The sequence below is a fragment of the Buchnera aphidicola (Macrosiphum gaurae) genome, from assembly GCF_005080965.1.
GTDB lineage: Bacteria > Pseudomonadota > Gammaproteobacteria > Enterobacterales > Enterobacteriaceae > Buchnera > Buchnera aphidicola_S.
The window spans coordinates 546996-573385 of sequence record NZ_CP034867.1 but is presented as its reverse complement, the minus strand read 5'-3'; the positions used below and the strand labels follow the sequence as shown (position 1 = coordinate 573385).

41 protein-coding genes are annotated in these 26390 nt (G+C 29.3%); 38 read left to right on the top strand and 3 right to left on the bottom strand.

Going from position 1 to position 26390, the window contains the following annotated elements; all coding sequences use genetic code 11:
- Positions 1-1023: a tryptophan--tRNA ligase gene (trpS, locus tag D9V72_RS02720; protein WP_158355281.1), complete on the top strand. Its 1023-nt coding sequence runs from the start codon at positions 1-3 to the stop codon at positions 1021-1023.
- Positions 1024-1080: 57 nt separating this feature from the next.
- Here the strand turns inward: trpS and tsgA are convergent, their stop codons facing one another.
- Positions 1081-2247 (bottom strand): MFS transporter TsgA, encoded by a 1167-nt coding sequence (tsgA, locus tag D9V72_RS02715; RefSeq protein ID WP_158355279.1) that lies wholly within the window; start codon positions 2245-2247, stop codon positions 1081-1083.
- A gap of 314 nt (positions 2248-2561) precedes the next feature.
- On the opposite strand from tsgA, the gene D9V72_RS02710 reads away from it, so the two are divergent.
- The 37 genes from D9V72_RS02710 to rplQ all read left to right on the top strand — a co-directional run bounded on the left by D9V72_RS02710 (position 2562) and on the right by rplQ (position 24580).
- Positions 2562-3779 (top strand): aspartate aminotransferase family protein, encoded by a 1218-nt coding sequence (locus D9V72_RS02710; RefSeq protein WP_158355277.1) that lies wholly within the window; start codon positions 2562-2564, stop codon positions 3777-3779.
- Positions 3780-4220: 441 nt separating this feature from the next.
- Positions 4221-4985, top strand: coding sequence for an FKBP-type peptidyl-prolyl cis-trans isomerase (fkpA, locus tag D9V72_RS02705; protein ID WP_187308301.1), 765 nt, complete (start codon positions 4221-4223; stop codon positions 4983-4985).
- A gap of 84 nt (positions 4986-5069) precedes the next feature.
- Positions 5070-5456, top strand: a complete 387-nt coding sequence (gene tusD / locus D9V72_RS02700; RefSeq protein WP_158355275.1) for a sulfurtransferase complex subunit TusD — start codon at positions 5070-5072, stop codon at positions 5454-5456.
- Between the two features lie 18 nt (positions 5457-5474).
- Positions 5475-5834 carry a sulfurtransferase complex subunit TusC gene (gene tusC / locus D9V72_RS02695; RefSeq protein ID WP_158355273.1) on the top strand — a complete coding sequence of 120 codons (360 nt, stop codon included), beginning with the start codon at positions 5475-5477 and terminating at the stop codon, positions 5832-5834.
- An 11-nt stretch (positions 5835-5845) separates the two neighbouring features.
- Complete coding sequence (gene tusB / locus D9V72_RS02690; protein ID WP_158355271.1) at positions 5846-6133, top strand: sulfurtransferase complex subunit TusB; 288 nt, start codon at positions 5846-5848, stop codon at positions 6131-6133.
- A 125-nt stretch (positions 6134-6258) separates the two neighbouring features.
- Positions 6259-6633, top strand: a complete 375-nt coding sequence (rpsL, locus tag D9V72_RS02685; protein WP_158355269.1) for a 30S ribosomal protein S12 — start codon at positions 6259-6261, stop codon at positions 6631-6633.
- A 44-nt stretch (positions 6634-6677) separates the two neighbouring features.
- Positions 6678-7148, top strand: a complete 471-nt coding sequence (rpsG, locus tag D9V72_RS02680; RefSeq protein ID WP_158355267.1) for a 30S ribosomal protein S7 — start codon at positions 6678-6680, stop codon at positions 7146-7148.
- A 111-nt stretch (positions 7149-7259) separates the two neighbouring features.
- On the top strand, positions 7260-9368 hold the full coding sequence (gene fusA, locus D9V72_RS02675) for an elongation factor G (RefSeq protein WP_158355265.1): 2109 nt from the start codon (positions 7260-7262) through the stop codon (positions 9366-9368).
- Positions 9369-9437: 69 nt separating this feature from the next.
- Positions 9438-10622, top strand: a complete 1185-nt coding sequence (tuf, locus tag D9V72_RS02670; protein ID WP_158355263.1) for an elongation factor Tu — start codon at positions 9438-9440, stop codon at positions 10620-10622.
- 323 nt (positions 10623-10945) lie between these two features.
- Positions 10946-11257, top strand: a complete 312-nt coding sequence (gene rpsJ, locus D9V72_RS02665) for a 30S ribosomal protein S10 (RefSeq protein WP_009874476.1) — start codon at positions 10946-10948, stop codon at positions 11255-11257.
- A 33-nt stretch (positions 11258-11290) separates the two neighbouring features.
- The gene (gene rplC, locus D9V72_RS02660) at positions 11291-11920 is read left to right on the top strand and encodes a 50S ribosomal protein L3 (RefSeq protein WP_158355261.1); all 630 of its coding nucleotides are present in this window, start codon (positions 11291-11293) and stop codon (positions 11918-11920) included.
- A gap of 17 nt (positions 11921-11937) precedes the next feature.
- Positions 11938-12543: a 50S ribosomal protein L4 gene (gene rplD / locus D9V72_RS02655; protein ID WP_158355258.1), complete on the top strand. Its 606-nt coding sequence runs from the start codon at positions 11938-11940 to the stop codon at positions 12541-12543.
- Positions 12540-12842: a 50S ribosomal protein L23 gene (gene rplW / locus D9V72_RS02650; RefSeq protein ID WP_158355256.1), complete on the top strand. Its 303-nt coding sequence runs from the start codon at positions 12540-12542 to the stop codon at positions 12840-12842. The genes rplD and rplW overlap by 4 nt, the downstream gene beginning before the upstream one ends.
- A gap of 15 nt (positions 12843-12857) precedes the next feature.
- Positions 12858-13679 carry a 50S ribosomal protein L2 gene (rplB, locus tag D9V72_RS02645; RefSeq protein WP_158355254.1) on the top strand — a complete coding sequence of 274 codons (822 nt, stop codon included), beginning with the start codon at positions 12858-12860 and terminating at the stop codon, positions 13677-13679.
- Between the two features lie 19 nt (positions 13680-13698).
- Positions 13699-13977, top strand: a complete 279-nt coding sequence (gene rpsS / locus D9V72_RS02640; protein WP_158355252.1) for a 30S ribosomal protein S19 — start codon at positions 13699-13701, stop codon at positions 13975-13977.
- A 29-nt stretch (positions 13978-14006) separates the two neighbouring features.
- The gene (gene rplV / locus D9V72_RS02635; protein ID WP_158340821.1) at positions 14007-14339 is read left to right on the top strand and encodes a 50S ribosomal protein L22; all 333 of its coding nucleotides are present in this window, start codon (positions 14007-14009) and stop codon (positions 14337-14339) included.
- Positions 14340-14359: 20 nt separating this feature from the next.
- A complete protein-coding gene (gene rpsC / locus D9V72_RS02630; protein ID WP_158355250.1) occupies positions 14360-15061 on the top strand; it encodes a 30S ribosomal protein S3 in 702 nt (233 codons plus the stop codon).
- Positions 15062-15081: 20 nt separating this feature from the next.
- Positions 15082-15492 carry a 50S ribosomal protein L16 gene (gene rplP / locus D9V72_RS02625; RefSeq protein WP_158355248.1) on the top strand — a complete coding sequence of 137 codons (411 nt, stop codon included), beginning with the start codon at positions 15082-15084 and terminating at the stop codon, positions 15490-15492.
- On the top strand, positions 15492-15689 hold the full coding sequence (rpmC, locus tag D9V72_RS02620) for a 50S ribosomal protein L29 (protein WP_158355246.1): 198 nt from the start codon (positions 15492-15494) through the stop codon (positions 15687-15689). The genes rplP and rpmC overlap by 1 nt, the downstream gene beginning before the upstream one ends.
- Positions 15686-15940 (top strand): 30S ribosomal protein S17, encoded by a 255-nt coding sequence (rpsQ, locus tag D9V72_RS02615; protein ID WP_158355244.1) that lies wholly within the window; start codon positions 15686-15688, stop codon positions 15938-15940. Before rpmC ends, rpsQ begins: the two co-directional genes overlap by 4 nt.
- Positions 15941-16068: 128 nt before the next feature.
- On the top strand, positions 16069-16437 hold the full coding sequence (rplN, locus tag D9V72_RS02610) for a 50S ribosomal protein L14 (RefSeq protein WP_158355242.1): 369 nt from the start codon (positions 16069-16071) through the stop codon (positions 16435-16437).
- A gap of 24 nt (positions 16438-16461) precedes the next feature.
- The gene (gene rplX / locus D9V72_RS02605) at positions 16462-16776 is read left to right on the top strand and encodes a 50S ribosomal protein L24 (RefSeq protein ID WP_158355240.1); all 315 of its coding nucleotides are present in this window, start codon (positions 16462-16464) and stop codon (positions 16774-16776) included.
- Between the two features lie 14 nt (positions 16777-16790).
- Positions 16791-17330: a 50S ribosomal protein L5 gene (gene rplE, locus D9V72_RS02600; protein ID WP_158355438.1), complete on the top strand. Its 540-nt coding sequence runs from the start codon at positions 16791-16793 to the stop codon at positions 17328-17330.
- Positions 17331-17344: 14 nt separating this feature from the next.
- Entirely contained in the window at positions 17345-17650 is a 306-nt protein-coding gene (rpsN, locus tag D9V72_RS02595; protein ID WP_158355238.1) for a 30S ribosomal protein S14, read from the top strand.
- A 30-nt stretch (positions 17651-17680) separates the two neighbouring features.
- On the top strand, positions 17681-18073 hold the full coding sequence (gene rpsH, locus D9V72_RS02590; RefSeq protein WP_158355236.1) for a 30S ribosomal protein S8: 393 nt from the start codon (positions 17681-17683) through the stop codon (positions 18071-18073).
- An 18-nt stretch (positions 18074-18091) separates the two neighbouring features.
- Positions 18092-18628, top strand: coding sequence for a 50S ribosomal protein L6 (gene rplF, locus D9V72_RS02585; RefSeq protein WP_158355235.1), 537 nt, complete (start codon positions 18092-18094; stop codon positions 18626-18628).
- Position 18629: 1 nt separating this feature from the next.
- Positions 18630-18998 carry a 50S ribosomal protein L18 gene (gene rplR / locus D9V72_RS02580; RefSeq protein WP_158355233.1) on the top strand — a complete coding sequence of 123 codons (369 nt, stop codon included), beginning with the start codon at positions 18630-18632 and terminating at the stop codon, positions 18996-18998.
- Between the two features lie 15 nt (positions 18999-19013).
- Positions 19014-19517 (top strand): 30S ribosomal protein S5, encoded by a 504-nt coding sequence (rpsE, locus tag D9V72_RS02575; protein WP_158355231.1) that lies wholly within the window; start codon positions 19014-19016, stop codon positions 19515-19517.
- Between the two features lie 10 nt (positions 19518-19527).
- On the top strand, positions 19528-19707 hold the full coding sequence (gene rpmD / locus D9V72_RS02570; RefSeq protein ID WP_158355229.1) for a 50S ribosomal protein L30: 180 nt from the start codon (positions 19528-19530) through the stop codon (positions 19705-19707).
- 4 nt (positions 19708-19711) lie between these two features.
- Positions 19712-20146 (top strand): 50S ribosomal protein L15, encoded by a 435-nt coding sequence (gene rplO, locus D9V72_RS02565; protein WP_158355227.1) that lies wholly within the window; start codon positions 19712-19714, stop codon positions 20144-20146.
- 10 nt (positions 20147-20156) lie between these two features.
- Entirely contained in the window at positions 20157-21470 is a 1314-nt protein-coding gene (secY, locus tag D9V72_RS02560) for a preprotein translocase subunit SecY (protein ID WP_158355225.1), read from the top strand.
- A 32-nt stretch (positions 21471-21502) separates the two neighbouring features.
- Positions 21503-21619, top strand: a complete 117-nt coding sequence (rpmJ, locus tag D9V72_RS02555) for a 50S ribosomal protein L36 (RefSeq protein WP_014499634.1) — start codon at positions 21503-21505, stop codon at positions 21617-21619.
- An 88-nt stretch (positions 21620-21707) separates the two neighbouring features.
- Positions 21708-22064, top strand: a complete 357-nt coding sequence (gene rpsM, locus D9V72_RS02550; RefSeq protein WP_158355224.1) for a 30S ribosomal protein S13 — start codon at positions 21708-21710, stop codon at positions 22062-22064.
- A gap of 17 nt (positions 22065-22081) precedes the next feature.
- A complete protein-coding gene (gene rpsK / locus D9V72_RS02545; RefSeq protein WP_009874452.1) occupies positions 22082-22477 on the top strand; it encodes a 30S ribosomal protein S11 in 396 nt (131 codons plus the stop codon).
- A 25-nt stretch (positions 22478-22502) separates the two neighbouring features.
- Complete coding sequence (gene rpsD / locus D9V72_RS02540; protein ID WP_158355222.1) at positions 22503-23123, top strand: 30S ribosomal protein S4; 621 nt, start codon at positions 22503-22505, stop codon at positions 23121-23123.
- A gap of 28 nt (positions 23124-23151) precedes the next feature.
- A complete protein-coding gene (locus D9V72_RS02535) occupies positions 23152-24141 on the top strand; it encodes a DNA-directed RNA polymerase subunit alpha (RefSeq protein WP_158355220.1) in 990 nt (329 codons plus the stop codon).
- A 46-nt stretch (positions 24142-24187) separates the two neighbouring features.
- Positions 24188-24580: a 50S ribosomal protein L17 gene (gene rplQ, locus D9V72_RS02530; RefSeq protein ID WP_158355218.1), complete on the top strand. Its 393-nt coding sequence runs from the start codon at positions 24188-24190 to the stop codon at positions 24578-24580.
- Between the two features lie 128 nt (positions 24581-24708).
- On the opposite strand, the gene fmt is transcribed toward rplQ, so the two are convergent.
- A complete protein-coding gene (gene fmt, locus D9V72_RS02525) occupies positions 24709-25656 on the bottom strand; it encodes a methionyl-tRNA formyltransferase (protein ID WP_158355217.1) in 948 nt (315 codons plus the stop codon).
- 14 nt (positions 25657-25670) lie between these two features.
- Positions 25671-26189 (bottom strand): peptide deformylase, encoded by a 519-nt coding sequence (def, locus tag D9V72_RS02520; RefSeq protein ID WP_158355215.1) that lies wholly within the window; start codon positions 26187-26189, stop codon positions 25671-25673.
- Positions 26190-26390 lie beyond the last annotated feature (201 nt).

Sequence of the window (26390 nt, the reverse complement as noted above, 5' to 3'; positions counted from 1 at the left end):
ATGATTTTTTCTAAACCTGTTTTATTTAGTGCTATACAGCCTTCTGGAAACTTAACTCTTGGAAACTATATAGGTACAATGCGCCATTGGTCTAAAATGCAGGATGATTACGAATGTTTATATTGTATTGCTGACTTACATGCATTAACCGTTCAAGAAAATAAAATTAATTTAAAAAAATCTATATTAGACACACTATCTTTTTATTTAGCTTGTGGTGTGGATCCAAATAAAAGTATTATTTTTATTCAATCTCATGTTTGTCAACACAGTCAATTAAATTGGATTTTAAATTGTTTTAGTCAATTTTCAGAATTACTTCGTATGACACAATTTAAAATAAAAAGAAAAATAGAAAAAAATTGCGCAAAAAGAACAAGCGCAGCTTTATTTAACTATCCTATTTTAATGGCTGCAGACATTTTATTATATCAAACTAATTTTGTTCCGGTAGGAAGAGATCAAAAACAGCATGTAGAATTGACACGGAATATAGCCAATCGTTTTAATTCTTTATATGGAAACATATTTACACTGCCTGAACCATTAATTACTCAATATGGTTCTAAAATTATGTCTTTACTAGAACCGCATAAAAAGATGTCTAAATCTGATGTTAATAAAAATAATGTAATTTTTTTACTAGATGACATTCCAAATATTGTATTAAAAATACGACATGCTTTTACTGATTCAGAAATGCCATCTAAGATATATTATGATATAGAAAAAAAACCAGGAATTTCAAATTTATTAGAGATTCTTTCTTCTATTACTAATAAAGATATTAATGTTTTACTAAAAGAATTAGAGGGTATAATGTATTCAGAATTTAAAAATATTGTTGCGGATTCTTTATCTAAATTTTTGTTTAAACTACAAAAATCTTATAATAATTATCGTTGTGATGAATCGTATTTAAAAAAAATTGCCTACGAAGGAGCAATAAAATGTCAGTTAAAATCTGAAAAGACTCTAAAAAATATACATGATAAATTAGGATTGATCACATTTTTTAAATAAACCAGAAATTTTTTCTAGTTTATTTTTGCATGTACTGTATTTTATATATAAATAACTTTATTTAATAATTTTATATTTTTGATTGAAATAAATTAAAATAGATAGAAAAAAAACTATGGCATATAATATATTTGAACTAATCAAAGTAATATACAATCCCTTTTTTTCTACTATAGGACCAGTTACAATAAATGTAAGCAAGGTTCCAATTGTGCCAAACAATAAAATAAAATTTATTAATTTTGGAGAAGGTTTTTTTGTCTGTAACGACGCTAATGTTATAATTATAGTGTAAATAGCGCTGGAGAAAAAACCTAAACTAATGATTATATATTGCTGATTTAAAAAATTTGTACTATGAATAAAAAAATACATTAGTGTTGTAGAAATGCTTGTTAGAAATATAAACATACGATATAAATTAAAAAATTTAATTATAAAACTAAAAAACCACATTCCAATCATATAAGACATCCAAAAACTACTAACTAAACCACCAGTTTTTTTTATATCAACACTCATAATTTCAGTAGTATATTGTGGGATCCAAGAAATAAATCCTAATTGTCCCAAGATGTAGAGTAATGCTGCAATAGATAGTAAAAATACATTGCAGTTCCATTTTTCTTTTATCTCTTTAATATTTTTTATATGAGTTTTTAATTGTAGAAAGTTTAAATTTATTGTCAAAAGAAAAATTAATAAATAGATTACTCCTATGCATACATAAATCCAATACCAAAAAAATTTTTTTTCTAAAAGATAAGCTGTAATAATAGGAAAAATCATACCAGACATACTAAAAAAAGAGTCGGTTAATAATAATTGAGAACCTCTTTTTGATCCTGAGTATAGATGAGTGATAATGAATGTGCCAATCGACATAGTAATGCCACTTACTAATCCAAGTATGAACATATTTATTGAAAATAAAAATATACTATTAGAGAAAACTATACCGGTTATAGCTATAATAGTAAGTATGAATCCAAAGAGCAGTTGTTTTTTTAATGATATAATTTCTATTAGCCAAGAATTTATAAAAATTGATATTAAGATTCCTGCATTTAAAAAAGTAAATGTATTACTCATCTGAGATACAGATAAATGAAAATAATCAGAAATATTCCCCATAATCATACCAGTTACAACCACTAGTGCACCGGTAAACGCATATGATAAAAAACTAATCCATGTAAGTCCTATTCGATTAATATCTTTCATTTTTATTACCTTTTTATAAGTATTTTTTAAAAATGCAATCAAAAATATTGTATTTTTTTATATTTTTAATATATCGCACGATATTATGTAAAAATTAAATTGAGAATGTATAGACTACAAAATAGTATCTTGTATTTTATTTTTTTAAAAAAAATAATAAACGTTTTGAGGATTAAAATAAAATAAGTTTAATTTTAACAAAATATGATGTATATTTTATTATAAAAGTTTTATACATTTTTTAGAATTTTTTTATTCGTTAAAAAAAATTTTTGCAGTTTTTTTATTATAACAAATATATTTCAGGCAATTGAATGATATCAAAAAAAACATTAATTACACGAGATACTTTTGACAAGTTAATTTTACCTATTTATAATCCCGCTTCTTTTGTTCCTGTAAAAGGAAAAGGTAGCCGCATTTGGGATCAAGAAGGTAAAGAATACATTGATTTTTCTGGAGGTATTGCCGTTACATCATTAGGACATTGCCATCCTTTATTAAATAAAACATTAAAAAATCAAAGTAAAATTTTATGGCACGTTAGTAACATTTTTACTAATGAACCCGCTTTGAAATTAGCTAAAAAATTAGTTGCGTCTAGTTTTGCATCAAGAGTTTTTTTTGCTAATTCTGGTGCAGAAGCTAACGAAGCGGCTTTTAAGTTAGCACGTTATTATTCTAATAAAATATATAATACTAAAAAAAATAGAATTATTTCTTTTCATAACTCATTTCATGGACGTACATTATTTACTGTTTCTGTCGGTGGACAATCAAAATATTCTGATAATTTTGGACCCAAACCTTTAGGTATAATACATGCTGTATTTAATGATATTAATACTGTAAAAAATATTATTAATCATAATACGTGTGCAATAGTTGTAGAACTCATTCAAGGGGAAGGTGGAATAATACCTGCAACAATTGATTTTATACAAGAATTACGAGAATTGTGTAATCAATATAATGCACTTTTGATTTTTGATGAAATACAAACAGGAGTAGGTAGAACCGGAAAATTGTTTTCTTATGAACATTATGGTGTTACTCCTGATATTTTAACTTTAGCAAAATCTTTAGGTGGAGGTTTTCCAATAAGTGCCATGTTAACTACAAATGAAGTGGCATCTATAATAACACCTGGAATACATGGTACTACATATGGTGGAAATCCTCTTGCTTGTGCGGTAGCAGAATCTGTGATCGATATCGTTAATACTAAAAAAGTATTATCTGGAGTAACAAGAAAGTCTATGAGAATAATATCTGAACTAAATATTATTAACAACCGCTTTAAATTTTTTACGGAAATAAGAGGTCAGGGACTTTTAATAGGTATCGTTTTAAAACCAAGTATTTCTTATAAAATAAATAAAATATTAAATTTTTCATTTTTAGAAGGTGTTATTTTTCTTACAGCTGGCAATAATGTTATTCGTCTAGCTCCTTCGTTAGTTATTAAAGAATGTGATATTATTGAAGGTATGAAACGTTTTTATCATGCTTTAGAAAAATGTTTATTATAAAAATTAGAATTTATTTTATATGAATAATTTATCAAAATTATATTTATTTAAAATATAAAAAACTCTTATAAAATTAATACTATTTCTATAACTAGACGTCCGCATAATTATTATGTCACTAAAAATAATTAGTATATTTTTATTATTTTGAGTGAAATTAAATTATACCTGATTACTAGATTATTCTTTTTGTGAATCTTATCTTTGATTTATACTCGTCATAACGGTTAAAATATTTTTTTAATTCTACAGTTTTGATTAAAACTTTTTTTTTAAAAAAAATTATTAAAACAAGAATAGAATTTATTAATCTAATTTCTTTTAGATGGAAAAAATTTAATTTTTATTATTTTTCTATTTAAAAAAATATTTAAAACATATACCACAGAAAAAATATATTAAAAGAAAAATATGTAATATTTTATGTTTTTGGAGTCATAAATGATTTTTTTTCTTCTAAAAAGAATAATATTATTATTTATAATATTATATGTTCCAAAATCGTTTTCAGTATCAGAAACTTTATCTGATGTCTATTTACAATCTTATTCAAAAATAAATAATACACTTCAAAATAAAAATGAAAAATTAGCTTATGCTTTAGGTGTTTCATTAGGTAATTATGTTAATCAATCTTTTGAAAAACAAAAAAAGATAGGGATTAAATTAGACAAAAATAGTCTTTTAAAAGGAATACAAGATGCAATTTCTGGTAATTTAAAGCTTTCACATCAAGAAATTTCTTCAATTCTTGAAGAGCTAGAGGAGCAATTAAAACATGCAAAAAAAATTCAATCTGAAAAAAATATGAAAGAAAATTTTATTCAAGGAAAATTATATATGGAAAATTTTTCTAAAATGAAAGGTGTAAAAAAAACTTCTAGCGGTCTTCTATATCTTGTAGAAAGAGAAGGAGAAGGAGAGGCATTAACAAATGATACAAAAATTACTGTACATTATAAAGGTACATTAATTAACGGTATAGAATTTGATAATTCTTATAGAAGAGGCCAACCTATATCATTAATGTTAAAAGATGTTATATTAGGTTGGCAAGAAGGTTTAAAATATATAAAAAAAGGAGGTAAAATAAAATTAGTTATACCACCCAATTTAGCATATGGCAAAAAAGAAGTTAATGGTATTCCAAGCAACTCAACATTAATTTTTGATATAGAATTATTAGATGCAGTTAATAGACTATAGTATACTCTTTTATTCATTACTAATTTTCAAAACATGAGATGATTAAACATCATTTTTAAAATACTATAATATAAAGTTTTATACATGAACTATACAATATTAGTAACAGGTGCAGCTTATGGAACGCAAAACTCAAGCACTGCTTTTTTGTTTTGTAAATCTTTACTAAAAACAAAACATACATTATATAGTATTTTTTTTTATTGTGATGGAGTACTTAATGCTAATAGTATGACTACACCGGCAGTTGATGAATTTAACTTAATTGAAGCATGGCAAGGACTAAATAAAAAACATAAAGTAAAATTATATGTTTGTAATAGTGCTGCTCTAAGAAGAGGTGTGATAGCCGATGAAAAAACATTAAATGTAAACGTTAAAAAAGGTAATTTAGCATGTTTTTTTCAATTAAGTGGTTTAATGGAATTAGCTCATTCTATAAAAATATGTGATCGCATAATACAATTTTAATTTGGTATATTTATCATAATGAAGATGGTTGCTTTTGTTTTTTCGCATGCTCCACATGGAACTAGTTTCGGTAGAGAAGGTTTAGACGCTATTTTTAGCGTTTCATCCTTTTTGAAAAAAATAAGTGTATTTTTTATTGGTGATGGTGTTTTGCAATTAATGAAAAGTTATAAAGTAGAGAATATTTTAGCTCGTAATTATACGTCTTCTTTTCGTATACTATCTTTTTATAATATAAAAGATTTTTATTGTTGTAAAGCATCATTAATTGAACGGGGATTAAATAATAATAATAATTTTATATTAAAGATAAACATATTAGATTCACATATTTTACGTTTAAAATTAGATGAATATGATGCAATTATTAATTTTTAAGGTTTATCAATATGTTACATACGTTAATGAAATCTCCTTTTGAGACTAATGTTCCTCTTATTATAAATATGTTAAAAAAATCCGATGATTTTTTGGCATTACAAGATGGTGTGTTAATTGGATTAAAAAATAATATTTTTTTAAAAAGTATAATTATGTCTTCAGTCAAGTTACATCTTATAAAGGAAGATGTTTATGCACGAGGGATTGAAAAAAACATTTCCAGTAAATTTATTTTAATCAGTTATATACATTTTGTTTCGTTAACACTTAAACATAAGAAACAAATGACTTGGTAAAATAAACTAAGTTATATTTAATTTAAATATCCAATCCTAAAATTCTTCATGATAATAGAAAATGTTTTTTATTTATATTATTTTGATATTTTTCAGAACATCAATTGAAATGATAGGAGTTTTTTATGGCCACAGTAAATCAATTGGTCCGTAAACCTCGTGTACGAAAAGTTGTTAAAAGCAACGTACCTGCATTAGGAAAAAGTCCCCAAAAAAGAGGTGTGTGTACTAGAGTCTATACAACTACACCTAAAAAACCTAATTCAGCGTTACGTAAAGTATGTCGTGTAAGATTAACTAATGGTTTTGAAGTAACTGCTTATATTGGTGGTGAAGGTCATAATTTACAAGAACATTCTGTTATTTTAATACGAGGTGGTCGTGTTAAAGATTTGCCTGGAGTGCGATATCATATTGTTAGAGGTTCATTAGATTGTGCTGGTGTTAAAGAACGTAAACAGGGTCGTTCTAAATACGGTGTTAAAAAACCAAAATCATAAAAAAGCATTATTTAAATAATTTTTGCAATTCAATGGAGCTTTCTATGCCACGTCGTCGAATTATTAGCACTCGAAAAATTTTACCAGATCCAAAGTTTTCTTCTGAATTACTAGCTAAATTTATTAATATTCTTATGATAGATGGTAAAAAATCTATTGCGGAAGTTATTGTTTACACTGCTTTAAAAAATTTATCTAAACGTATAGATAAAAAAGAATTAGAAGCATTTGAAATAGCTTTAGAACATGTACGCCCAACAGTGGAGGTGAAATCTCGTCGAGTTGGTGGGTCGACATATCAGGTACCTGTTGAAGTTCGTCCAGTAAGACGTAATGCTTTAGCAATGCGTTGGATTGTAGAATCTGCACGTAAACGTACTGATAAATCTATGTCTTTGCGTTTATCTAATGAACTTTATGATGCTGTAGAAAATAAAGGTGCAGCAGTTAAAAAAAGAGAAGAAGTACATCGAATGGCAGAAGCTAATAAAGCTTTTGCCCATTATCGTTGGTAATATTTCAAGGTCTTAGTTTTTTTGCTTTACTTATAAATTATATTGAGATAATTATCTCAATTCGGCGTATGAGTTTTAACTTTTTAAAACTTAAAAAATGAGAGAAAGATAATGTCTCGTACAACACCTATTTCTCGATACCGTAATATTGGAATTAGTGCACATATAGATGCTGGTAAAACAACCACGACTGAAAGAATCTTGTTTTATACAGGAGTCAATCATAAGATTGGCGAAGTTCATGATGGCGCGGCTACGATGGATTGGATGGAACAAGAACAAGAAAGAGGAATTACTATTACATCAGCTGCTACTACTACGTTTTGGAGTGGAATGGCTAAACAATTTAAACCGCACAGAATTAACATTATCGATACACCCGGACACGTTGATTTTACTATTGAAGTAGAACGTTCAATGCGTGTACTAGATGGTGCTGTTATGGTTTATTGTGCTGTTGGAGGTGTACAACCGCAGTCGGAAACTGTATGGCGTCAAGCAAATAAATATAATGTTCCTCGTATAGCATTTATAAATAAAATGGATCGTATGGGAGCTAATTTTTTAAAAGTAGTAAGACAAATTAAAACACGTTTAGGTGCTAATCCTGTGCCTTTACAATTAGCTATTGGTTCAGAAGATACTTTTGTCGGTGTTGTTGATTTAATTAAAATGAAAGCTGTACATTGGAAAGAATCTGATCAGGGTTTAACATTTTTTTATGATGAAATTCCTACAGAAATGATTGAATTGGCAGAAAAATGGAATCAAAACTTAATTGAGTCTGCAGTAGAATCTAATGAAGATCTTTTAGAGAAATATTTAAATGGAATCAAGTTATCTGAAAGTGAAATTAAGTCTGCATTACGAAAGCGTGCCTTAAATAGTGAAATTATACTTATTACTTGCGGATCAGCTTTTAAAAATAAAGGAGTTCAAGCTTTATTAGATGCAATAGTTGAATATTTACCTGCTCCTAATGATATTCAAGACATTAAAGGCATTTTGAATGACAATGAACACACCTCGGCTATTAGAAATTCAAATGATAAAGCTCCTTTTTCTGCTTTAGCTTTTAAAATTGCAAATGATCCATTCGTGGGAAATTTAACTTTTTTTCGTGTATATTCAGGAGTAGTAAAATCTGGAGATACTGTATTTAATTCTGTAAAGTCTCAGCGAGAAAGATTTGGTAGAATTGTTCAAATGCATGCGAATAAAAGAGAAGAAATAAAAGAAGTATATGCAGGTGATATAGCTGCTGCTATTGGTTTGAAAGATGTTACTACTGGAGATACTTTATGTGATTTAAATCAGCCTATTATATTAGAACGTATGGAGTTTCCTGAGCCCGTAATATCTATTTCTGTAGAACCGAAAACTAAAGTAGATCAAGAAAAAATGGGTTTAGCATTAGGAAGATTAGCAAAAGAAGACCCTTCATTTCGAGTAAGAACTGATCAAGAGTCTAATCAAACAATAATTTCTGGAATGGGTGAGTTGCATTTAGAAATTATTATTGATCGTATGAAACGAGAGTTTAGTGTTGATGCAAACATTGGAAAGCCTCAAGTAGCGTACCGTGAAACCATTCTTGATAAAGTTGAAGATATTGAAGGAAAACATATCAAACAATCAGGTGGAAGAGGTCAATATGGTCATGTAGTAATAGAATTATTTCCATTAGATCCAGGAGGAAAAGGTTATTTATTTATTAATGATATAAAAGGAGGGGTTATACCTGGTGAATATATTTCAGCAGTTGATAAAGGAATTCAAGAACAATTAAAATGCGGCCCCTTAGCTGGTTATCCTGTAGTAGATATTGGAGTGCGTCTTTATTTTGGTTCTTATCATGATGTTGATTCATCTGAATTAGCTTTCAAGTTAGCTGCTTCTACAGCATTTAAAACTGGTTTTAAACAAGCACGGCCGGTTTTATTGGAACCAATTATGAAAGTTGAAGTGGAAACTCCAGATGACTATATGGGCGATGTTATAGGTGATTTAAATCGTCGGAGAGGTATTATTGAAGGTATGAAAGATTTATCTATTAGTAAAATTATTAACGCATGTGTTCCTTTATCTGAAATGTTTGGTTATGCTACTGATTTACGTTCTCAAACTCAAGGACGAGCTTCTTATTCTATGGAATTCTTAAAATATGTAGAAGCTCCATCTAACATTTCTAAAGAAATCATTGAAAAAAGAGAAAAGTAGAAGTTTTCTTCTGTAATGTATACAATATTTTTATTTATAATGATAGATATTTTATATAAGGAAAAAAGAATGTCTAAAGAAAAATTTCAACGTTTAAAACCTCATATAAATGTAGGTACAATTGGTCATGTAGATCATGGAAAAACCACTTTAACTGCAGCTATTACCACAGTTTTATCTAAAAAATTTGGTGGTTCTGCACGTGCTTTTGATCAGATAGATAATGCACCAGAAGAAAAAGCAAGAGGCATTACAATTAATACTTCTCATGTAGAATATGACACTGAGTTTAGACATTATGCTCATGTAGATTGTCCAGGTCACGCTGATTATATAAAAAACATGATCACTGGTGCAGCTCAAATGGACGGAGCAATTTTAGTTGTAGCAGCCACTGATGGGCCAATGCCTCAAACTCGTGAACATATTTTGCTTGGAAGACAAGTCGGTGTTCCGTATATTATTGTATTTCTTAATAAGTGTGATATGGTAGATGATGAAGAACTACTAGAACTTGTAGAAATGGAAGTTCGTGATTTATTAACACAATATGATTTTCCTGGAGATGATACTCCTATTATTCGTGGTTCAGCTCTAAAAGCATTAGAAGGCGATCCTGAATGGGAGTCAAAAATCATTGATTTATCTAAATTTTTAGATAGTTATATTCCTGAACCAAAACGAGCAGTAGATCAACCTTTTTTATTACCAATAGAAGATGTTTTTTCTATATCAGGAAGAGGTACAGTGGTAACTGGACGAGTAGAAAAAGGTGTAATTAAAGTAGGTGAGGAAGTTGAAATTGTAGGAATAAAAAAAACAACTAAAACTACTTGTACAGGCGTAGAAATGTTTAGAAAGTTATTAGATGAAGGTCGTGCTGGAGAGAACGTAGGTATTTTGCTTCGTGGTACAAAGCGTGATGAAATTGAAAGAGGTCAAGTTTTAGCTAAACCAGGTAGTATTCATCCACATACAACATTTGAGTCTGAAGTTTATGTTTTATCCAAAGAAGAAGGTGGGCGTCATACTCCATTTTTTAAAGGATATCGTCCTCAGTTTTATTTTAGAACTACTGATGTAACAGGTTCTATTGAATTGCCAGAAGGTGTCGAAATGGTTATGCCAGGAGATAATATAAAAATGACTGTTACTTTAATTAATCCTATTGCAATGGCTGATGGATTACGATTTGCTATACGTGAAGGTGGTCGTACTGTTGGAGCAGGTGTCGTTTCTAAAGTTTTACTTTAATAATTTTATATTTAAAATATTTTTGTACTGACATCTAGTTGAATTTATTAAGAAAAGAGTATAAAATGCTCTTTTCTTGATTAGATCTTATATTTTAATTAAAATAAGTGATTATTGTCTTTTAGTAGAATTTTATATTAAAAATTAATTTTTAATATTATAAAAAAATTATATATATTAATTTTATATATATTAAAATATTTTAAAATACTCCTGATATAGGAGTTATATAGTAACAATTAATTGTATCTACTCTTGAATAATCTAATTTTATTGAGAGCAGAGTGAATTTTCAATGTGTAAATAATTGGAGTTCTGGTCTGATGCAGAACCAAAGAATTCGTATTCGTTTAAAAGCTTTTGATCATAGACTAATTGATCAATCAACTACAGAGATTGTTGAAACAGCAAAAAGAACCGGTGCACAAGTACGTGGACCAATTCCTCTCCCAACTCGTAAAGAACGTTTTACTATTTTAGTTTCTCCACATGTAAATAAGGACGCACGTGATCAATATGAAATTCGTACACATAAGCGTTTGATTGATATAGTAGAACCTACTGAAAAAACTGTCGATGCACTTATGCGATTAGATCTCGCTGCTGGTGTAGATGTACAAATTAGTTTAGGTTGATGAGATAATAGATATGATTAAGGTATTGAATAAATGATTGGTTTAGTTGGTAAAAAAATTGGAATGACTCGTATTTTTACTAAAGAAGGAGCTTCAATTCCTGTTACAGTAATTGAATTAAAAGAAAACCGAATCACACAAGTAAAAAGTATAAATACTGATCTCTATTGCGCTGTTCAAGTTACAACTGGTATAAAAAAAACAAATAGATTAACAAAACCACAAGCAGGACATTTTTTAAAATCTGGTGTAATTCCTGGTCGTGGTTTATGGGAGTTTAGAATTAATAAAAATGAAATTTTCAAAGTTGGACAAAGCATTACAATTAATATTTTTAAGAATGTAAAAAAAGTTGACGTTACAGGTTTTTCTAAAGGAAAAGGTTTTTGCGGTACAGTCAAACGTTGGAATTTTCATACTCAGGATGCAACACATGGAAACTCTTTATCCCATAGAGTACCCGGTTCGATTGGTCAGAATCAAACTCCCGGTCGAGTGTTTAAAGGTAAAAAAATGGCGGGACAATTAGGAAATAACCGTGTTACCGTACAAAGTTTAAATATAATATATATTAATGAACAGAAAAATCTTCTTTTAGTAAAAGGCGCTGTTCCCGGTTCTACCGGTAGTGATCTTATCGTTAAACCAGCTATTAAGGTTTGAGCAGTGAGGAGTAAAGCATGGAATTAGTAGTTAAAGACGTACAAAGTGTTCTTAGTGTTTCTGAAATCATTTTCGCTCGCGATTTTAACGAAGCTCTAATTCATCAAGTCGTTATTGCTTATTCAGCATCTACCCGTCAAGGTACGAGAGCACAAAAAAATCGCGCTGAAGTTTCTGGATCAGGTAGAAAACCGTGGCGTCAAAAAGGTACAGGTCGTGCACGAGCAGGATCATTTAGAAGTCCAATTTGGCGATCTGGTGGTGTTACGTTTGCTGCAAAACCGCAAGAACATAGTCAAAAAGTTAATAAAAAGATGTATCGTGGTGCATTAAAAAGTATTTTATCTGAATTAATTCGTCAAAAAAGATTAATAGTTCTTGAAAATTTTTCATTAGATTTACCTAAAACAAAACTTTTAGTTCAAAAATTGAAAGATATCGATTTGAAAAATGCTCTTATTATTACTAATAAAATAGATAATAATTTGTTTCTTGCGTCTAGAAATTTATATTCAGTTGATGTGAAAGATGTGCATTCTATAGATCCTGTTAGTTTGATTGCTTTTGAGCATGTTGTTATTACTGTTGAAGCAGTGAAAAAAATAGAGGAAATACTTTCATGATTTCTGAAGAACGTTTATTAAAAATACTAGTTTCTCCGCATGTGTCTGAAAAATCATCTATATCTATAGAAAAATTTAATACTGTTGTTTTGAAGGTTTTGAAAAATGCTACTAAACATGAAATAAAATATGCAGTCAAAAAAATATTTGATGTCGAAGTTGAAAGCATAAAAACATTAAAAGTGAAAGGAAAAAAAAAGCGTCAATCCAATCGGATTATTCAAAAAAGTAACTGGAAGAAAGCTTATATTAAAGTGAAAAAAGGGTATAATTTAGATTTCATAGGTAATACAGAGTAGTCGGAGGACAAAACAATGGCAATTGTTAAATGCAAACCGACATCTCCGGGTCGTCGCCACGTTATTAAAGTTATTAATACAGAGTTATATAAAGGAAAACCACATTCTTTATTATTAAGAAAAAAAAGTAAAAGCGGAGGACGTAATAATAATGGTAGGATTACAACACGTCATATTGGAGGAGGCCATAAAAGAGCATATCGTATTATAGATTTTAAGAGAAACAAAGATGGTATAGGAGCTACTGTGGAAAGATTCGAATATGATCCTAATCGTTCTTCTAACATTGCTTTAATATTATATAAAGATGGTCAAAGAAATTATATTTTAGCTCCAAAAGATTTAAAAATAGGAGATACTATAATTTCTGGTTCTAATTCTCCTATAAAAGTAGGAAATTCTTTACCACTTAAGAATATTCCAGTAGGTACATTTATTCATAATGTAGAAATGAGGCCCGGAAAGGGTGGTCAGATAGCTCGTTCTGCAGGAAGTTATGTACAACTGGTAGCATTTGATAAAGAATATGCAACTTTAAGATTGCGTTCTGGGGAAATGAGAAAAATTCAATCTGATTGTAGAGCTACTATCGGAGAAGTAGGTAATTCTGAACATATGTTAAAAGTTTTAGGTAAAGCAGGAGCTTCGCGTTGGATAGGTGTACGTCCAACTGTTCGCGGTACAGCTATGAATCCTGTTGATCATCCTCATGGTGGTGGTGAAGGAAGAAATTTTGGTAAGCACCCAGTTACTCCATGGGGAATACAAACCAAAGGTAAAAAAACTCGTAAAAATAAACGTACTGAAAAATTTATTTTACATCATCGCAGAAAATAATTATTGTAAGGATCATTTTATGCCACGTTCTCTTAAGAAAGGTCCTTTTATTGATATCAGTTTGTTAAAAAAGGTAGAAAAATCAGTAAACATAAATGATAAAAAACCCATTAAAACATGGTCAAGACGTTCAACAATTTTTCCAAATATGGTAGGTTTGACAATATCTGTTCATAATGGTCGTAATCATATACCTGTTTTTATTACTGAAGAAATGGTAGGACATAAATTAGGTGAGTTTTCTTTGACTCGTACTTATCGAGGACATACTTCTGATAAAAAAGTAAAAAAACGTTAATGAAACAAAGCAAGATAAAAGAGGAGTGAATGGAAACTTTAGCTCAACATCGTCAAGCACGTTCTTCGGCTCAAAAAGTTCGTTTAATTGCAGATTTAGTTCGAGGAAAAAAAGTTCCACAAGCATTAAATATCTTGACGTATACTAATAAAAAAGCTGCTATTTTAGTTAAAAAAGTACTTGAATCAGCTGTGGCAAATGCAGAACACAATGATGGTGCTGATATAGATAAATTAAGAATAAAAAAAATATTTGTTAATGAAGGTTCAACAATGAAAAGAATGATGCCACGTGCTAAAGGACGTGCAGATCGTATTTTAAAACGTACTAGTCATATTACTGTAATTGTGTCTGATCGTTAAAACATTGAGGAGAATCAGTGATGGGTCAGAAAGTACATCCTAATGGCATGCGATTGGGTATAATAAAAAAATGGAATTCTGTTTGGTTTGCTAATACTAAAGATTTTGCTGATCATCTAGATAGTGATTATAAAGTTCGTCAGTTTTTAATACAAAAATTAGATAAAGCATCAGTTTCACGAATTATTATTGAAAGACCAGCTAAAAGTATTCGAGTAACGATTTATACTGCTAGACCTGGTATTGTTATTGGTAAAAAAGGTGAAGATGTAGAAAAATTAAGAGTCGCTATTGCTAAAATCACCGGAGTACCAGTTCAAATTAATATTTCTGAAATACGTAAACCTGAATTAGATGCGAAACTTGTTTCTGATAGCATCACATCTCAGTTAGAACGAAGAGTTATGTTTCGACGAGCTATGAAAAGATCTGTTCAAAATGCAATGAGACAAGGTGCTAAAGGTATTAAAGTAGAAGTTAGCGGACGTTTAGGAGGAGCAGAAATAGCTCGTAGAGAATGGTATAGAGAAGGAAGAGTTCCCTTGCATACTTTACGTGCAAATATTGATTATAGTATTTCAGAAGCCCATACGACATATGGTGTGATAGGTGTTAAAGTTTGGATTTTTAAGGGTGAGATATTAGGTGGGATGGAAACTATTGAAAAATTAGAAAAACCTTCTGTTCAGACAAAAAAGCAATATCGTAAAAATAGAAAGTAAGAAAGAGAGAGAAGCTGATAATGTTGCAACCAAAACGTACTAAATTTCGAAAAATGCACAAAGGTCGAAATCGTGGTTTAGCTTCTGGTACTAATATTAATTTTGGTTCTTTTGGTTTGCAGGCCATTGATAGAGGACGTTTAACTGCACGTCAAATTGAATCTGCACGAAGAGCTATAACTCGCTGTATTAAAAGACAAGGAAAAATGTGGATACGTATATTTCCTGACAAGCCTATAACTCAAAAACCATTAGAAGTAAGAATGGGTAAGGGCAAAGGAAATGTTGAATATTGGGTCGCTTTAGTACAACCCGGAAAAATTCTTTATGAATTAGATGGTGTTACTGAAGAAGAATCTCGTGAAGCATTTAAACTAGCAGCAGCAAAGTTGCCAATTAAAACTACTTTTGTAATTAAGATGGTGATGTAATGAAGGCAGTAGTAGAATTTAAAAAAAAAGATAAAAAAAATCTTTATGAAGAACTTTTGCAATTATTGCGAGAACAATTTAATCTTCGCATGCAATCTGTTTCTGGAAAGTTAAAACAACCTCATTTGCTACGAAAAGTTCGGCGAAATATTGCTCAAGTAAAGACTATATTACATCAAAAGGAGAAAATAAAATAATGGAAAAAATTCGAACTTTGCAAGGTCGTGTAATAAGTAACAAGATGCAAAAATCTGCTGTTGTAGCAATTGAACGTTTTGTAAAACATATGATTTATGGCAAGTTTATTAAACGTACTACAAAACTTCATATTCATGACGAAAAAAATGAATGCACTATAGGTGATTTAATAGAAATTCGAGAATCTCGTCCAATTTCTAAAACAAAGTCTTGGGTTTTAGTACGTGTGATTGAAAAAACAGTTTTTTAAAATAATAAAAATATGAACAAACTCGATTTTAATCGTTTTTTGATCAAAAAAATGTAAGCAGTATTATAATAAAATTATTTTTAATTAGTCATTTTTTATTTTAATTAAAATAATTGAGGTTTAAAAAAATGATTCAAGAACAGACTATTCTTCATGTAGCTGATAACTCTGGTGCACGATCTGCTATGTGCATTAAAGTTTTAGGTGGTTCGCATCGTCGTTATGCAAGTATTGGTGATGTGATTAAAATTACAATTAAGGAAGCAATACCTCGAGGAAAAGTAAAAAAAGGGGAAGTTCTTAAAGCGGTAGTAGTAAGAACTAAAAAAGGAGTAAGACGATCCGATGGTTCTATTATTCGATTTGATACAAATTCCTGTGTGGTATTGAATAATAATGAACAACCTGTTGGAACGCGTATTTTTGGTCCGGTTACTCGTGAATTAAGAACAGAAAAATTTATGAAAATTATTTCACTAGCTCCTGAAGTTCTTTAATAAAAAAATTTTTAAGGAATAAAAATGGCATCAAAGTTACGTCGAAATGATACAGTTATCATATTAACTGGTAAAGATAAAGGAAAAACAGGAATTATTAGAAATTTTTTGTCTTTAAACAAAGTAATTATTAGTGGTTTAAATTTGATCAAAAAACATCAAAAACCAGTTCCTTCTCAAAACAAAAGTGGTGGTATTATAGAAAAAGAAGCACCTATCCATATATCAAATGTTGCTATTTTAAATCCTGAATCTAAAAAATCAGATCGTGTTGGTTTTAGATTTGAATCAGGTAAAAAAGTTCGATTTTTTAAATCTACTAGAAAAACTATTCAATAGTTTGGAGTAATATGATGGCAACATTATATGATTATTATAAGTCGAAAGTCATCAAAAAGTTTATGCTTGAATTAAGTTATAGTTCTGTTATGCAAGTACCTAAAATTGATAAAATTACTTTAAATATGGGTGTGGGTGCTGCAGCGTCTGATAAAAAAATTTTAGATAATGCTATTTTAGATTTAACAGCAATATCTGGACAAAAACCAATTATTACTAAAGCTCGAAAATCTGTAGCTGGTTTTAAAATTCGTCAGGGTTATCCAATTGGATGCAAAGTTACGTTACGTGGTCAGAAAAAATGGGATTTTTTTGAGCGTTTAATTATTATCGCGGTGCCACGTATTCGTGATTTTCGTGGTTTATCAAGCAATTCTTTTGATGGTCATGGGAATTATAGTTTAGGCATTCGAGAACAAATTATCTTCCCTGAAATTGATTATGATAAAATTGATCGCGTTCGCGGATTAGATGTAACGATAACTACTACTGCTAAATCTGATAATGAAGCTCGTTTATTATTATCTGCATTTAATTTTCCTTTTCGTAAGTAAAAAAAGGTTGTTCAATGGCTAAAGAATCAATGAAAGCACGTGAAATCAAACGTGTAAAATTAGCTAATAAATTTTACACACAACGTAATGAATTAAAAAATATTATTTCTAGCGTGAATTTTTCAGAAGAAGAACGTTGGAATGCGGTTCTTAAATTACAATCTTTTCCTCGTGATTCCAGTCCATCACGTCAGAGAAATAGATGCCGTCAAACAGGTCGTCCACATGCTTTTTTACGTAAATTTGGATTAAGTCGTATTAAAGTTAGAGAAGCAGCCATGAAAGGTGAAATCCCCGGTTTAAAAAAAGCAAGTTGGTAAAATAAATTTTTTAGTTTTTGGAGTTTAAAAATGAGCATGCAAGACCCTGTAGCAGACATGTTAACTCGTATTCGAAATGGTCAATCAGCTAATAAATATTCTGTTAAAATGCCTTCATCTAAATTAAAACAATCAATTGTCGAACTATTAAAAAAAGAAGGTTATATTAAGGATTATAAAATCATAGGTAATATCAAATTAGAATTAGAAGTTATTCTAAAATATTTCCAGGGAAAATCAGTAGTAGAAATGATTCAACGTATTAGTCGTCCTAGTTTACGAATATATAAAAATAAGAATGATTTGCCTAAAGTGATGTCTGGTCTAGGGATAGCAGTGATTTCTACTTCTCAAGGTGTTATGACAGATCGTATGGCGCGTCAAGTTGGTCTTGGCGGTGAAGTTATTTGCTATGTGGCTTAATTGATAAATGGAGGAAGAATGTCTCGTGTTGCTAAATGTCCAATTGTTGTTCCTTCTGATATTGACATTCAATTAGATTTGCAAGATATATTAATTAAAGGAAAATATGGTGATCTTTCACGCACTATTCATCGATCAGTAAAAATTGAATTTTTAAATAATAAAATAATTTTTTCACCCCGTTTAGGTTTTTCTGATGGTTGGGCGCAAGCAGGAACTTCAAGAGCTCTTGTAAATTCTATGATTATAGGTGTTTCTAGAAAATTCAGCAAAAAATTACAATTTTCTGGAGTTGGTTATCGTGTATCAATAATAAAAGGTGATGTTATTAATATGTCACTCGGTTATTCTCATACAGTTACATATCGTCTGCCTAAAGGTATTAATGTAGAAAATCCATCTCCAACTGAAATTATTATTCGAGGAATAGACAAACAATTAGTTGGGCAAATTGCAGCTAATTTGCGTTCTTATCGTGTGCCAGAACCTTATAAAGGAAAAGGTATACGATATTCAGATGAAATTGTACGTATGAAAGAGGCTAAGAAGAAATAAAATGAGTTTTTCTAACAAAAATAAAATCATTTCTCGTATGCGTCGATCCATTAAAACACGTTCTAAACTTAAAAAATTAGGTGCTATTCGACTAGTGGTACATCGTACTCCACGTCATATGTATGCTCAAATAGTTTCTTCTTCAGAATCAAAAGTATTAGCATATGCTTCTACTTTAGAAAAAAAAATAAATTGTACTTTGAAATATACAGGAAATAAAGAAGCTGCAGCACAAGTAGGTAAAATTATTGCAGAACGCGCTTTGTCAAAAGGAATAAAACATGTTTCTTTTGATCGATCTGGTTTTAAATATCATGGTCGTGTAAAAGTTTTAGCTGAATCTGCACGTGAAGTTGGACTAAAGTTTTAAGGTGAAAATCATAGAATGGCTAATATTGAAAAAAAGAACAACAGCGATTTACAAGAAAAATTAATTACGGTAAATCGTGTTTCAAAAACTGTCAAAGGTGGTCGCATATTTTCTTTTACAGCATTAACTGTAGTAGGAAATGGAGATGGACGAGTTGGTTTTGGTTATGGAAAAGCACGTGAAGTTCCTGCTGCTATTCAAAAAGCTATGGAAAAAGCTAGACGTAATATGATTACCATACCGTTAGTCAATAAAACTTTGCAACATTCATTAAAAGGTTCTCATACTGGATCAAACGTTTTTATGAAACCAGCTTCTGATGGAACAGGAATTATTGCAGGTGGAGCTATGCGTGCAGTTTTAGAAGTAGCAGGAATACATAACGTACTGGCCAAAACTTATGGTTCTACTAATCCCATCAATGTAGTTCGAGCGACTATGAATGGTTTAGTTAATATGAGATCTCCAGAAATGATAGCTGCTAAAAGAAACAAGCGTATTGAAGATATATTAGGATAAATTTGATTTAATGAAAAATATAAAAATCACTCAAATAAAAAGTGCTATAGGAAGATTGCCTAAGCACAAAAAAACATTAATTGGACTTGGACTACGTTATATCGGACACACTGTCATACGTAAAGATACAAAATCTATTCGAGGTATGATTAAAAAAATTTCTTATATTTTAAAAATACAAGAGGAGTAAAAGCATGTATTTAAACACTCTTTCTCCAGCGAATGGAGCACATCAGAATCGAAAAAGATTAGGTCGCGGTATCGGTTCAGGTTTTGGTAAAACTGCCGGACGAGGTCATAAAGGTCAAAAATCTAGATCGGGAAGTAGTATTCGTCGTGGTTTTGAAGGAGGACAAATGCCTTTATATAGACGGCTTCCTAAATTTGGGTTTAACTCTAGAAAAAAAAATATTACAACAGAAGTTCGTTTATCAGATTTATCAAATTTATCTACAAATATTATTGATCTTGAAATATTAAAAAAAGAAAATATTGTTAAAAAAAATATTAAACATGCCAAGATAATTCTTACAGGAAAACTGAATGTTTCTTTAATAATTCGGGGTTTGCTTGTTACTAAAGGTGCTCGTTCTGAAATTGAAAATTCTGGTGGTAAAATTGAAGGATAAGCGGTAAATAATGGTTAAAAAATTAGGATTAAATTTTAAAAATACTAAAAAAAGTGTCAGTGAGCTAAAACAGAGAATTATTTTTTTAATAGTAGCTATCGTTGTTTTTCGTATTGGCTCGTTTATTCCGATTCCTGGGATTGATACTACGATTTTATCTAAAATATTAAACGAACAAAACGGTAGTATTGTTGAGATGTTTAATATGTTTTCTGGTGGTGCTTTGAGTCGTGCTTCTATTTTTGCTTTAGGCATCATGCCCTATATATCAGCTTCTATTATTGTGCAATTATTAACGCTAGTATATCCTACTTTATCTGAAATGAAAAAAGAAGGAGAATCTGGACGTCATAAAATTAATCAATATACTAGATATGCTACTTTAATACTAGCTCTTGTGCAGTCTATTGGAATTGCTACTACTCTCCCTAATATAGTAGGAATCCGTACAATTATAATAAATGTTGATTTTTATTTTTATTTAATTGCTATTATAAGTTTAGTAACTGGTACTATGTTCTTAATGTGGTTAGGAGAATTAATTACAGAATATGGTATTGGTAATGGTATTTCAATTATTATTTTTATTGGAATAATAGCTGGTCTACCCTCAGCGATCGGAAATACTATTGAAAAAACCAGACAAGGAGATTTGCATTTTTTATTGTTTTTATTTATTTTGTTATTAATTTTTTTAGTTATTTTTCTTGTTGTTTTTATAGAAAGAGGACAAAGAAAAATTACTGTACATTATGCGCAACGTCAACAAGGTCGTCGTATATATGCAGCTCAAAGTACTCATTTACCTTTAAAACTCAACATGTCTGGTGTTATACCTGCTATTTTTGCTTCTAGTGTTGTTTTGTTTCCTGCAACTATCATATCTTGGTGTAAAGTAAGCAGTCAATGGTTAAAAACTATTTCATTTTATTTGCAACCTAATCAACCTTTATATTTGATTATATATATATCTGCAATAGTATTTTTTTGTTTTTTTTATACAGGATTAGTTTTTAATCCTCGTGAAACAGCAGATAATTTAAAAAAATCGGGGGCTTTTATTTCAGGTATTAGACCTGGGGAACAAACAGCAAAATATATTAATAAAATTATGTTAAGACTAACACTATTTGGTGCTTTATATATTACATTTATTTGCTTGATTCCAGAATTTATGCGAAGTGCTATGAATGTTCCTTTTCATTTTGGTGGCACGTCATTATTAATTGTTGTTGTAGTTATTATGGATTTTATTATTCAAATTCAAACATTAATAATTTCTAATCAATATGAATCTATGCTAAAAAAAGCTAATCTAGATTAGACACATTATATTGAAAAATTCAAGGAAATACAATGAAGGTACAAGCTTCTGTAAAAATACTTTGTCGAAATTGCAAAATAATAAGAAGGAATAATGTTGTAAGAGTTATATGTAGTAATGATCCGAAACACAAGCAACGTCAAGGTTAATAATTTTTGTGAATTAAAATATTTTTAAATATTAATCATTGTGTTTAACGTATAGATTTATTTATATACATTTATAAGGTTTTATAATATGGCACGTATTGCAGGTATTAATATTCCTGAACATAAGCACACTTTAATTGCATTAACTGCAATATATGGAATTGGTAAAAAACGGTCTAAATTAATTTGTTCTATTGCAAATATTCCTGAACATTCTAAAATGATAGATTTAAGTGAAGAACAAATTGATCTTTTAAGAACACATGTATCAAAATATGTTATTGAAGGTGATTTAAGAAGAGAAAGAACTTTAAATATTAAGCGTTTAATTGATCTAAGCTGTTATCGTGGTTTACGTCATCGCAGGAGTTTACCAGTACATGGACAAAGAACTAAAACTAACGCTAGAACTTGTAAAGGTCCTCGAAAACCAATAAAAAAATAACTTAGGTAAGATTAATTATGGTAAAGAATTCAACATCTATTCGTACACGTAAACGTGTTAAAAAACAAATTTTAGATGGCATAGCTCATATTCATGCTTCTTTTAATAATACTATTGTAACTATTACTGATAGACAAGGAAATGCTTTAGGTTGGGCAACTTCTGGCGGTTCTGGTTTTAGAGGTTCTCGAAAATCTACTCCTTTTGCAGCACAAGTTGCTGCTGAACGTTGTGCGGAAATAGTGAAAGATTATGGAATAAAAAATTTAGAGGTCATGGTTAAAGGTCCAGGTCCTGGTAGAGAATCTACAATTCGAGCTTTAAATGCAGCCGGGTTTCGTATTACAAATATTACTGATGTGACACCAATTCCTCATAATGGTTGCCGTCCTCCTAAAAAACGTCGTGTCTAATTTTTAGGAATTTTTGGAGAATAAAATGGCAAAATATTTAGGCCCAAAATTAAAATTAAGTCGACGTGAAGGTACTGATTTATTTCTTAAGTCAGGACTTCGTCCAATAGAATCAAAATGCAAATTAGAACAGCCTCCCGGACAACATGGTATTCGAAAACCTAGATTATCTGATTATGCAGTTCAATTACGTGAAAAACAAAAAGTACGTCGTTTGTATGGTGTTTTAGAACGGCAATTTAAAATATATTATAAAAAAGCTGCTCGCTTAAAAGGCAATACTGGAGCAAATTTATTACAGTTATTAGAATCTAGATTAGATAATGTAGTTTATCGTATGGGTTTTGGTTGTACTCGTGCCGAATCTAGACAATTAATTAATCATAAATCTATTATAGTTAATAATAAAATTGTAAATATTGCTTCATATCAAGTTTCTCCTAATGACCAAATTTCTATTAGGAATAAATCTAAAAATCAATCCCGAATCAAAGCGGCTTTAGAACTTGTTGAACAAAGAGAAAAACCAATCTGGTTAGAAGTTGATCCAACTAAAATGGAAGGTACTTTTAAAAGATTTCCTGAACGTTCTGATTTATCTGCAGAAATTAATGAGTACTTAATTGTTGAACTTTATTCTAAATAGTAAAGTTGACTATTGAAGAGAGGATAATATGCAGAATTCTATCATGGATTTTTTAAAACCACGTTTAGTTGATATTGAACAAATTAGTACAACTCATACTAAAGTAACTTTAGAACCATTAGAAAGAGGATTTGGTCATACACTTGGAAATGCTCTGCGCAGAATTCTTCTTTCTTCCATGCCAGGATGTGCAGTAACTGAAGTTGAAATTGATGGAGTACTTCATGAATATAGTACTAAAGAGGGTATACAAGAAGATATTTTAGAAATATTATTAAATTTAAAAGGATTAGCTGTAAAAGTTTATGGAAAAGATGAAGTATTTCTTACATTAAATAAATCTGGAATTGGCTCTGTCACTGCTGCAGATATTATACATGATGGGGAAGTTGAGATTATTAAACCAGAACATGTCATTTGTAATTTAACTTATGAAAATGCTTCAATTAATATGAGAATAAGGGTACAGCGTGGAAGAGGTTATATCCCTGCATCATCAAGAGTGCATTTAGAAGAAGAGTCGAGACCAATAGGTTGTTTGTTAGTAGATGCTTGTTATAGTCCAATAGATCGTATTTCTTATAATGTAGAAGCAGCACGTGTAGAACAAAGAACTGACTTAGATAAATTAGTTATTGAAATGGAAACAAATGGAACTATTGATCCAGAAGAAGCTATTCGACGCGCCGCTACTATTTTAGCAGAACAATTAGAAGCTTTTGTTGATTTAAGAGATGTTCGTGAACCTGAAGTCAAAGAAGAAAAACCTGCATTTGAACCTATTTTATTACGACCAGTAGATGATTTGGAATTAACAGTACGTTCTGCTAATTGTCTTAAAGCAGAAGCTATACACTATATTGGTGATTTAGTACAAAGAACTGAAGTAGAACTTTTAAAAACCCCTAATTTAGGAAAAAAATCTTTAACTGAAATCAAGGATATATTAGCTTCTCGAAATTTGTCTCTTGGTATGAAATTGGAAAATTGGCCGCCATCAAGTATTTCAGATGAATAATTTACATTTTATTTTATATTAAAAAATTAATAGAAGGAATAAATTCATGCGTCATCGAAAAAGTGGTCGTCAATTAAATCGTAATAGTAGTCATCTTAATTCTATGCTTAAAAATATGACATGTTCATTGTTGACACATGAAATTATAAAAACAACTTTAGCTAAAGCAAAAGAATTACGTCGTATTGTCGAGCCTATTATTACTTTATCTAAAATAGATACTGTTGCTCATAGACGATTAGTATTTTCGCGTATTCGTGATAATGTGATAGTTGCAAAACTTTTTAAAAATTTAGGTCCTTGTTTTTTTAGTAGATTAGGTGGTTATACTCGTATTTTGAAATGTGGATTTCGATCTGGAGATAAAGCTCCAATGGCCTATATTGAATTAGTTGATCGTGTTAAAAAAAGTAAAAAAGAAGAAATTGTAGAACAATAAATGTGATATTTCTTATAAAAATCTATCAAATATAATTTTAAAGCAAACGGAAATATGCCGTTTGCTTGTTTTTTGTGATTTAAATAATTTTAAGAATATATAAAAACAATTATTTAAATACTATTTTTTTATATAATAGTACCGATTTTAAATAAATTTTTTTTAGAAATAATTATGTTTTTAACATCCATAATTTTTTTTCCTGGAAATTGTAATCGTTCGATATTTAATATTTGATGAGATGTATTTATTTGAATTCCATATTTGTTAGCACAGATAATTTCTCCTACAGAGAAATTTGATTGTGTGGTAGGAATTATTACAGTTGATTGCCACACTTTTATAATTGTATTGTGCAATGAAAAATAACATACAGGCCATGGATTGAAAGCTCGTATTAAACGTTCTAGTTTTTCAGCTTTTAGGTTCCAATTTAATAAAGCATCTTTTTTATATATTTTTTTTGATAAAATAGCATTTTTTTCATTTTGTTTTTTTGGAACAATTGTATTTAAGATAATTTTTTCTAAAACTTCGAGTAATGCCTGTATTCCAATTTCAATTAATTTTAAAGATAAGCTTTTAGTAGTATCTTTAGATGATATATTACACATTTTTGAATGTATTATAGTGCCAGAATCAATTTCCTCATTTATATTAATGATACTTATACCTGTTTTTTTATCACCATGTAAAATTGATGATTGAATTGGAGTTGCTCCTCTCCATCTAGGTAATAGTGAAGCATGAACGTTAATACAGCCTTTAGGAAACATAGTAAAAATTTTTTTTGGTATAATTTTTCCATAAGATACAACTATCATAATATCTACGTTAAGTTCTAATATTTTATTTTGAAAATTTTTATCATTTAAATTTACAGGCTGAAAAATAAGAATTTTGTTATTTATAGCTATTTTTTTTACTGGAGAAAAAGTAATTTTTTGTCCTCTTCCAGAAGAACGATCCGGTTGAGTAATTACTGAAATTACTTTATGTGAAGAATTAATTAGTGCCTGTAAATGTTCAGCAGAAAAATATTCTGTTCCAGCGAAAATAATTTTTAATTTTTTCAAATGTATTTTATTCCTTAATTAAAAATTTTTTTATTATCTTGTTTATTTAATTTTGTAAATTTTTTTTGAATTCTTTCTCTTTTAAATTGTGATAAATAATCAATAAATAATTTACCTTTAAGATGATCTATTTCGTGTTGTATGCAAATAGAAACTATAGATTTTGCTTCCATCTCTATTTTTTTCCCATGAAGATTAATTGCTTGAACTTTTATATAATTATATCTTGGTATAGAAGCTCGATATTCTGGAATTGATAAACACCCTTCTTCAATACTAATATTACCTTCTTTCTCAATAATTTTAGGGTTAATAAGAACTAAATTATTTTTTTCTTTTTCCATGGTGTTAATAACTATAATTTGCAATTGAATATTTACTTGAGTTGCTGCTAGACCAATTCCTTCTTCTTGATGCATTGTATTTATCATATTTTCTGCAATTTCTTGTATTTTTTGATCAATTTTATTTACCGGTTTGGCAATAAGTCTTAAACGCATATCAGGATAATAGAGTATTTTTAACAAAGACATATATATTTTAGTTATAAAATAGTTGAATTTTATATATTAGTATAGACTTTTTTATTATAATTAAAAGTTTGCTATTGTTGTTTTTTGTATTTTAAATAAAACAACTTATTATATTTTTTAGTAACAACTTATTTACATAATATTATAATATTTTTCATATTATATATTGACAATACTCATGATAAACTTATATGTAGAATG

Excerpts from the sequence above, each read along its gene's own strand:
- tusC (WP_158355273.1), top strand. The coding sequence starts at position 5,475 with ATGAAGATGGTTGCTTTTGTTTTTTCGCATGCTCCACATGGAACTAGT.
- rplO (WP_158355227.1), top strand. The coding sequence starts at position 19,712 with ATGTATTTAAACACTCTTTCTCCAGCGAATGGAGCACATCAGAATCGA.
- rpsJ (WP_009874476.1), top strand. The coding sequence starts at position 10,946 with ATGCAGAACCAAAGAATTCGTATTCGTTTAAAAGCTTTTGATCATAGA.
- rplV (WP_158340821.1), top strand. The coding sequence starts at position 14,007 with ATGGAAACTTTAGCTCAACATCGTCAAGCACGTTCTTCGGCTCAAAAA.
- fkpA (WP_187308301.1), top strand. The coding sequence starts at position 4,221 with ATGATTTTTTTTCTTCTAAAAAGAATAATATTATTATTTATAATATTA.
- rpsN (WP_158355238.1), top strand. The coding sequence starts at position 17,345 with ATGGCTAAAGAATCAATGAAAGCACGTGAAATCAAACGTGTAAAATTA.
- rplF (WP_158355235.1), top strand. The coding sequence starts at position 18,092 with ATGTCTCGTGTTGCTAAATGTCCAATTGTTGTTCCTTCTGATATTGAC.
- rpsL (WP_158355269.1), top strand. The coding sequence starts at position 6,259 with ATGGCCACAGTAAATCAATTGGTCCGTAAACCTCGTGTACGAAAAGTT.
- rpsE (WP_158355231.1), top strand. The coding sequence starts at position 19,014 with ATGGCTAATATTGAAAAAAAGAACAACAGCGATTTACAAGAAAAATTA.
- rpmC (WP_158355246.1), top strand. The coding sequence starts at position 15,492 with ATGAAGGCAGTAGTAGAATTTAAAAAAAAAGATAAAAAAAATCTTTAT.
- rplP (WP_158355248.1), top strand. The coding sequence starts at position 15,082 with ATGTTGCAACCAAAACGTACTAAATTTCGAAAAATGCACAAAGGTCGA.
- rpsM (WP_158355224.1), top strand. The coding sequence starts at position 21,708 with ATGGCACGTATTGCAGGTATTAATATTCCTGAACATAAGCACACTTTA.
- rplB (WP_158355254.1), top strand. The coding sequence starts at position 12,858 with ATGGCAATTGTTAAATGCAAACCGACATCTCCGGGTCGTCGCCACGTT.
- def (WP_158355215.1), bottom strand. The coding sequence starts at position 26,189 with ATGTCTTTGTTAAAAATACTCTATTATCCTGATATGCGTTTAAGACTT.
- rpmD (WP_158355229.1), top strand. The coding sequence starts at position 19,528 with ATGAAAAATATAAAAATCACTCAAATAAAAAGTGCTATAGGAAGATTG.
- rplQ (WP_158355218.1), top strand. The coding sequence starts at position 24,188 with ATGCGTCATCGAAAAAGTGGTCGTCAATTAAATCGTAATAGTAGTCAT.
- rplW (WP_158355256.1), top strand. The coding sequence starts at position 12,540 with ATGATTTCTGAAGAACGTTTATTAAAAATACTAGTTTCTCCGCATGTG.
- rpmJ (WP_014499634.1), top strand. The coding sequence starts at position 21,503 with ATGAAGGTACAAGCTTCTGTAAAAATACTTTGTCGAAATTGCAAAATA.
- rplC (WP_158355261.1), top strand. The coding sequence starts at position 11,291 with ATGATTGGTTTAGTTGGTAAAAAAATTGGAATGACTCGTATTTTTACT.
- tuf (WP_158355263.1), top strand. The coding sequence starts at position 9,438 with ATGTCTAAAGAAAAATTTCAACGTTTAAAACCTCATATAAATGTAGGT.
- rpsC (WP_158355250.1), top strand. The coding sequence starts at position 14,360 with ATGGGTCAGAAAGTACATCCTAATGGCATGCGATTGGGTATAATAAAA.
- rplN (WP_158355242.1), top strand. The coding sequence starts at position 16,069 with ATGATTCAAGAACAGACTATTCTTCATGTAGCTGATAACTCTGGTGCA.
- rpsG (WP_158355267.1), top strand. The coding sequence starts at position 6,678 with ATGCCACGTCGTCGAATTATTAGCACTCGAAAAATTTTACCAGATCCA.
- fusA (WP_158355265.1), top strand. The coding sequence starts at position 7,260 with ATGTCTCGTACAACACCTATTTCTCGATACCGTAATATTGGAATTAGT.
- rpsK (WP_009874452.1), top strand. The coding sequence starts at position 22,082 with ATGGTAAAGAATTCAACATCTATTCGTACACGTAAACGTGTTAAAAAA.
- rpsS (WP_158355252.1), top strand. The coding sequence starts at position 13,699 with ATGCCACGTTCTCTTAAGAAAGGTCCTTTTATTGATATCAGTTTGTTA.
- rplD (WP_158355258.1), top strand. The coding sequence starts at position 11,938 with ATGGAATTAGTAGTTAAAGACGTACAAAGTGTTCTTAGTGTTTCTGAA.
- tusB (WP_158355271.1), top strand. The coding sequence starts at position 5,846 with ATGTTACATACGTTAATGAAATCTCCTTTTGAGACTAATGTTCCTCTT.
- rpsH (WP_158355236.1), top strand. The coding sequence starts at position 17,681 with ATGAGCATGCAAGACCCTGTAGCAGACATGTTAACTCGTATTCGAAAT.
- rplR (WP_158355233.1), top strand. The coding sequence starts at position 18,630 with ATGAGTTTTTCTAACAAAAATAAAATCATTTCTCGTATGCGTCGATCC.
- secY (WP_158355225.1), top strand. The coding sequence starts at position 20,157 with ATGGTTAAAAAATTAGGATTAAATTTTAAAAATACTAAAAAAAGTGTC.
- rpsD (WP_158355222.1), top strand. The coding sequence starts at position 22,503 with ATGGCAAAATATTTAGGCCCAAAATTAAAATTAAGTCGACGTGAAGGT.
- D9V72_RS02710 (WP_158355277.1), top strand. The coding sequence starts at position 2,562 with ATGATATCAAAAAAAACATTAATTACACGAGATACTTTTGACAAGTTA.
- tsgA (WP_158355279.1), bottom strand. The coding sequence starts at position 2,247 with ATGAAAGATATTAATCGAATAGGACTTACATGGATTAGTTTTTTATCA.
- tusD (WP_158355275.1), top strand. The coding sequence starts at position 5,070 with ATGAACTATACAATATTAGTAACAGGTGCAGCTTATGGAACGCAAAAC.
- rplE (WP_158355438.1), top strand. The coding sequence starts at position 16,791 with ATGGCAACATTATATGATTATTATAAGTCGAAAGTCATCAAAAAGTTT.
- D9V72_RS02535 (WP_158355220.1), top strand. The coding sequence starts at position 23,152 with ATGCAGAATTCTATCATGGATTTTTTAAAACCACGTTTAGTTGATATT.
- trpS (WP_158355281.1), top strand. The coding sequence starts at position 1 with ATGATTTTTTCTAAACCTGTTTTATTTAGTGCTATACAGCCTTCTGGA.
- rplX (WP_158355240.1), top strand. The coding sequence starts at position 16,462 with ATGGCATCAAAGTTACGTCGAAATGATACAGTTATCATATTAACTGGT.